The sequence below is a fragment of the Halorubrum tibetense genome (genome assembly GCF_042661865.1).
In the GTDB taxonomy this organism is placed as follows: domain Archaea; phylum Halobacteriota; class Halobacteria; order Halobacteriales; family Haloferacaceae; genus Halorubrum; species Halorubrum tibetense.
In genome coordinates, this window is the sequence record NZ_JBHSWW010000176.1 from 1 (window position 1) to 5,078 (window position 5,078).

Genomic DNA, 5,078 nt, shown 5'->3' on the forward strand with positions numbered 1-5,078 from the left:
TCCGCGCCCGACGAGGTCGCGGTCGACCCCGGGTCCGCGGATACGGAGGTGGTCGGGGGTGCCGACGTCGGCGGCGGGGGAGTCGACGGCAGGCGGGTCGGTGATCCGGGAAGAGACAACGGAGCCGACGGGAACACCGGCGGTTCCAACGGGGACGCCGACGGAGCCGAGGCCACCACCTCCCGCGATATCGAACCGGATCCGGGAACCGCGACCGAGCTCGCACCCGACGACGAGGAGGCGTGGGCCGTCGACGATCTTGGTGGCGGGGACGGCGCTGCCGACGGGACGACGGACGCCCCGATGGACGTTCCGACAGACGCCGAAGCCGGAGACACCGACTCGATAGCTATCGATCCGACCGGTGACGACGCGGCGGTTGACGACGCGGCGACCGATGACGCAGCGACTGACGACGCGGCGACTGATGACGCGGCGACTGACGACACGGAGGCGGCGGACCGTCCGTCGCCGCGAGACTGGCAGTCATCACCCGGAGACGGCCCGGAATCCTCCGCGTCCGGGGACAGCCCGGGCATGACCGCTGGAGACAGCCCGGTGACGCCAGCACCCGACGCCGGATTCGAGGGAGATCCCGCGTCGGAACCGCGGTTCGCCTCCGACACCGATGCCGGGTCCCGGGCCGACAACGCAGGGTCGCGTCCGTCGGCGCCGACGAGTCAGCGCACGCTCGCGGGGGGCGAAACGACCGCGGAGCGGACGTACGACTCGCTGCCGCCGCTTCGCGTGCTCGGCCAGCTCCACGAGACGTACGTGGTGGCCGAGACGCCGGACGGGCTCGTCCTCATCGACCAGCACGCTGCCGACGAGCGGGTACACTACGAACGACTGCAACGCGAGTTCGCGGATGGCGCGACCGCACAGGCGCTCGCGGAGCCGGTTCGGATCGACGTGACCGCGCGGGAGGCGGCGCTGTTCGACGAGTTCGTCGACGACCTCGCGACGATCGGGTTTCGGGCGGAACGAGCCGGCGGCCGCGAGGTCGTCGTCGAGGCGATGATCGCGGTGTTCGACGCCGCACTCGACCCGACCCTCGTGCGTGAGGTGCTCTCGGCGCTCGTCGGCGACGCCAGCGAGGGCGACGAGCCGGTTACCGACGTGGTCGACGAGCTGCTCGCGGATCTGGCCTGCTACCCTTCCGTGACGGGGAACACCTCGCTGACGGAGGGGCGCGTCGTCGACCTCCTCGAACGCCTCGACGACTGCGAGAACCCGTACGCCTGCCCGCACGGTCGGCCGGTGGTGATCCGTATGGACCACGACGAGATCGGATCGCGGTTCGAACGGGACTACCCCGGCCACGCCGGCCGGCGTGCGGAGTGACCGCGGAAGGGTACGTTTTAGGCGTATCGCGTGAAGGTCGAACCATGGAACGCGTAGCGATCATCGGCGCGTCGATGACCCGGTTCGGGCAACGTGACGCGTGGGTGCGCGAGCTGCTGGCGGAGGCGGGCGCGGCCGCGCTCAACGACGCCGGGATCGGCGGCGACGACCTCGATCACCTGTACGTCTCGAACATGGCGAGCGGGGAGTTCGAGGGACAGACGGGCGTCCCGAACGCGCTCGCACATGACCTCGATGCGATGCCCGCCTACACCGCGCGGATCGACCAGACCTCCTCGTCGGGCGGTGCAGGTGTGTACGCCGCGTGGCAGTCGATCGCCTCGGGCGCGAGCGACCTGACGATGCTCGTCGGCGGCGAGAAGATGACTCATCGGACGACCGCGGAGGCGACCGACGTGATCGCCTCCCTCACACACCCGGTCGAGTACAAACACGGTGTCACCCTCCCCTCCTTCGCGGGGCTCACGGCCAGACTCTACCTCGACACGTACGACGCCCCGCGCGAGAGCCTCGGGAAGGTCGCGGTGAAGAACCACAAAAACGGCGTGGACAACCCCCACGCACAGTTCCAAAAGGAGGTCGACCTCGAAACGGTGCTCGACTCGCCGATCGTCGCGGACCCGCTCCGGCTGTACGACTTCTGCCCGATCACGGACGGATCGGCAGCGCTCGTCTTCTGTCCGGAGTCCGTCGCCGCGGAGTACGTCCCCGAGGACGAGTACGCGGTCGTCTCGGGGATCGGCGGCGCGACCGACACCCACGTCGTCCACGAGCGCGCCGACCCCACGACGATGGGAGGCGTCGCCGATTCCTCCGATATCGCCTACGAGATGGCCGGTATCGGCCCGGACGACGTCGACGTGGCGGAGCTACACGACATGTTCACGATCCTCGAGTTCCTCCAGAGCGAGGACCTCGGGTTCTTCGAGAAGGGAGAGGGGTGGAAGGCGGTCGAGGCGGGCGTCACCGACCGCGACGGCGACTTGCCGATCAACACGTCGGGCGGGCTCAAATCGAAGGGACACCCGCTCGGCGCGAGCGGCGTGGCGCAGGTGTACGAGATATACGAACAGGTCACCGGGGACGCCGGTCCGCGACAGGTCGAGGCCGACACCGGTCTCGCGTGTAACGTCGGTGGGTTCGGCAACTGTGTGACCACGACGGTCCTGGAGGGAACCCAATGAGCGAACACGGCTCCGAGACGGACGAGGGGAACGGGGACACGAGCACCAACGGGGACACGAGCATCGACGGCGGCGCGGAGACGGCGTTCGAGGCGGCCGAGTACGCGGGGGGTGCGGTGTCGTACCCCCCACATCCGGTCGGCCCGGACGGCAGCGAGCGGGTCGGCACGCTCGACCTCCGCGAGTACGAGGCGCGCGTGATCACCTGGACGACCTCGACAGCGACACCGCCCGGCGTCCGCGAGCCCAACACCCTCGCGATCGTCGAGTTCGAGATGGGCGACGAGTACGACGGGCCGCCGGTCCGCGCCCTCGGACAGATAGCGGAGGGGGCCGGCGGTTCCGGCGAGACGTTCGACGTCGATATCGGCGACCGTGTCGAGCCCGTCTACGCCGCCGAACTCCGCGACCCCGGTGCGGGGATCCGCGAGCCGGAGAGCCAGGCGTGGGACGGGTTCCGGTTCCGGCCGGTCGATACGTGAGACGGCGCGCGCTCCGAGCCGGTTACACCCGACGCACGTCGCCGAGCCGCGTCCCGTCGAGGAGATAGGCGTCGGCGGCCGGGAGCGCCTCCGGAAGGAACGGCGCGAGAAACGACTGCCCGTCCACGTTCGCCCACGTCCCTCCGGAGCGCTCGTTGAACGCCGGAAAGACGATCAGCTCGGGGGGATCGGATCGCTCCCGATCCGTTATCACCTCGTCGCCGACGAACGCCCTCGGGTTGAGGCCGCCGCGGAGCCACGCGCGCTCCGTTCGCGACCCTCCGACCGCGTCCTCCAACCTGACCTGCGGGTGTTCGTGGCCCATACACACCACGTCGGCGGCGAGCAGGTCGGCGGTCGGCCACGTGTGTCCGTGGAGGACGCCGACCGTCCCCTCTCGACCACCGCCGTCCGTCACCGTCTCGCCGATGAGTCCCCCTTCCGGACCGATAGTTTCGATCGCGTCCCCGAACGCCTCCGTGACGCCCGCGTCGTGGTTTCCCTCGACGAGCGTCAGCGGGACGCGATCGGTTATCGCACGGATCAACGTCTCCAACTCCGCCCGCTCGTCACCGTCGGGTGCTCCGATCCGATGGGCCAGATCGCCGAGAACGACCAGTCGGTCGGCGTCGGTTTCATCGAGGAGTCGACACAGGTGTTCGCGACGCTCGTCGGCCCGGTTGTCGAGCTCGACCCCGCGCTCGTAGCGGAGTCCGGCCTCGATGCCGGCGTGGACGTCGGCGACGAGCAACGCGCGCTCGGATCCGAGCGCCGCGATGGCCGCCGGCTCGCCGACGACCGGTTCGACCGCGACCCGCTCGCCCCGTGCCATCAGATCGGTTTGAGCACGCCGTCGCTGGGCTCGTAGCACTTCCCGCTCATCAGCGCGTCCTGGATCGCGTCTTCGACGGCGTCCGCGTCTACGCCGTGTTCCGACGCGACCGCGTCGACGACGGCGGCGCGGTCCGCGCCGTCGCCGTCGTCGAGCTCGCTCATCGCCTCGACGGCAGCACCCTCGAGGTCGACGTCCTCGTCGTCAGTGCCCTCCGTGTCGTCGTCGCTCCCGTCACTCGCGTCGGAGCCGCCCGGGTCGCCGGATGCCCCGTCGTCGAGTCCCCCCCCGGAGTCGCCGGCCGCGACACCGGCGTCGTCCATCTCCGGCGTGTCGCCACCGACCGTGGTTTCGGCCGACTCGTCGCCCTCCGACAGCTCCTCGGGATCGGGGACATCGATGTCGGCCTCGCCCGGCTCGTCGACCTCGCCACCGGTCGAGAAGTCGGTGCCGAACTCGGACTCGATCTCCTCGCGTTCCGCGTCGTCGAGCTCGTACATCCCATCGGCCGCGTCCGAACCGGTCGGCTCGTCGGTGTCGGCGTCGACAGCAACGTCGATGTCGGTATCGGTATCGGCATCGACATCGGCGTTCGCGACCTCGTCTCCGTCGGGATCGGAGGAGCCGTCGATGCCACCCACCGCATCCTCCGGATCGGCGACTCCACCGCCGAAGTCGCCGAGCTCGTCGCCGAGTTCTCCGGCGTCGTCATCGGGATCATCGAGATCGCTGATGGGGTCGTCGCTCGTCGTATTGGCGGTCTCGGTCGTCGGAGATTCGGGTTCGGGTGTACCCGCCGCCTCGGCACCGGCTTCCGGTGCTGATTCGGCCGTCTCTCCCGTGTCGACTGTCTCTCCGGTGTCTGGTTCCGTGCCCCCGCTTACCGTCCCGTTGATTGTCGGGGTCGACGTCGACGCGTCGTCGGCCACCGTGCCGTCGTCGACTTCGGGGGTATCATCGGCCATCGGTGTATCGTCGACGGCCTCCGCGGCGATCCGAACGTCGGTTTCGGGAAGCGGGCCGATCGTGGCCTCGCCGCCCTCGTCTGGGTCGATGTCTGGCGTTCGGACCTCCTCGCGATCACCCGCGATCAGCGCCAGCGCGTCGACCGCGAGTCGGCGGACCGCCTCGACGTAGGCGGGCGAGGTGTCGTAGTGATCGATCGCTTTCGGGACCCCGGCCGCCACCGACGCGGGTGCGCCGCCGGCCTCCAGC

General features: G+C 69.9%; 5 protein-coding genes. 3 read left to right on the top strand and 2 right to left on the bottom strand.

Annotation, left to right across the window (positions count from 1 at the left end; all coding sequences use genetic code 11):
* The 3 genes from ACFQEU_RS11090 to ACFQEU_RS11100 form a co-directional block, all read left to right on the top strand.
* Nucleotides 1-1,344, top strand: a 1,344-nt coding sequence (locus ACFQEU_RS11090; protein ID WP_465261134.1) for a DNA mismatch repair MutL family protein, incomplete at its 5' end; no start/stop codon positions are given.
* Between the two features lie 44 nt (nucleotides 1,345-1,388).
* Nucleotides 1,389-2,549, top strand: coding sequence for a thiolase family protein (locus ACFQEU_RS11095; protein WP_379782106.1), 1,161 nt, complete (start codon nucleotides 1,389-1,391; stop codon nucleotides 2,547-2,549).
* On the top strand, nucleotides 2,546-3,031 hold the full coding sequence (locus ACFQEU_RS11100) for a PhlB family protein (protein WP_379782109.1): 486 nt from the start codon (nucleotides 2,546-2,548) through the stop codon (nucleotides 3,029-3,031). The genes ACFQEU_RS11095 and ACFQEU_RS11100 overlap by 4 nt, the downstream gene beginning before the upstream one ends.
* A 22-nt stretch (nucleotides 3,032-3,053) precedes the next feature.
* Here the strand turns inward: ACFQEU_RS11100 and ACFQEU_RS11105 are convergent, their stop codons facing one another.
* Complete coding sequence (locus tag ACFQEU_RS11105) at nucleotides 3,054-3,863, bottom strand: metallophosphoesterase (protein WP_379782111.1); 810 nt, start codon at nucleotides 3,861-3,863, stop codon at nucleotides 3,054-3,056.
* Nucleotides 3,863-5,078, bottom strand: a 1,216-nt coding sequence (locus tag ACFQEU_RS11110) for a hypothetical protein (RefSeq protein WP_379782113.1), incomplete at its 5' end; no start/stop codon positions are given. The genes ACFQEU_RS11110 and ACFQEU_RS11105, both read right to left, overlap by 1 nt.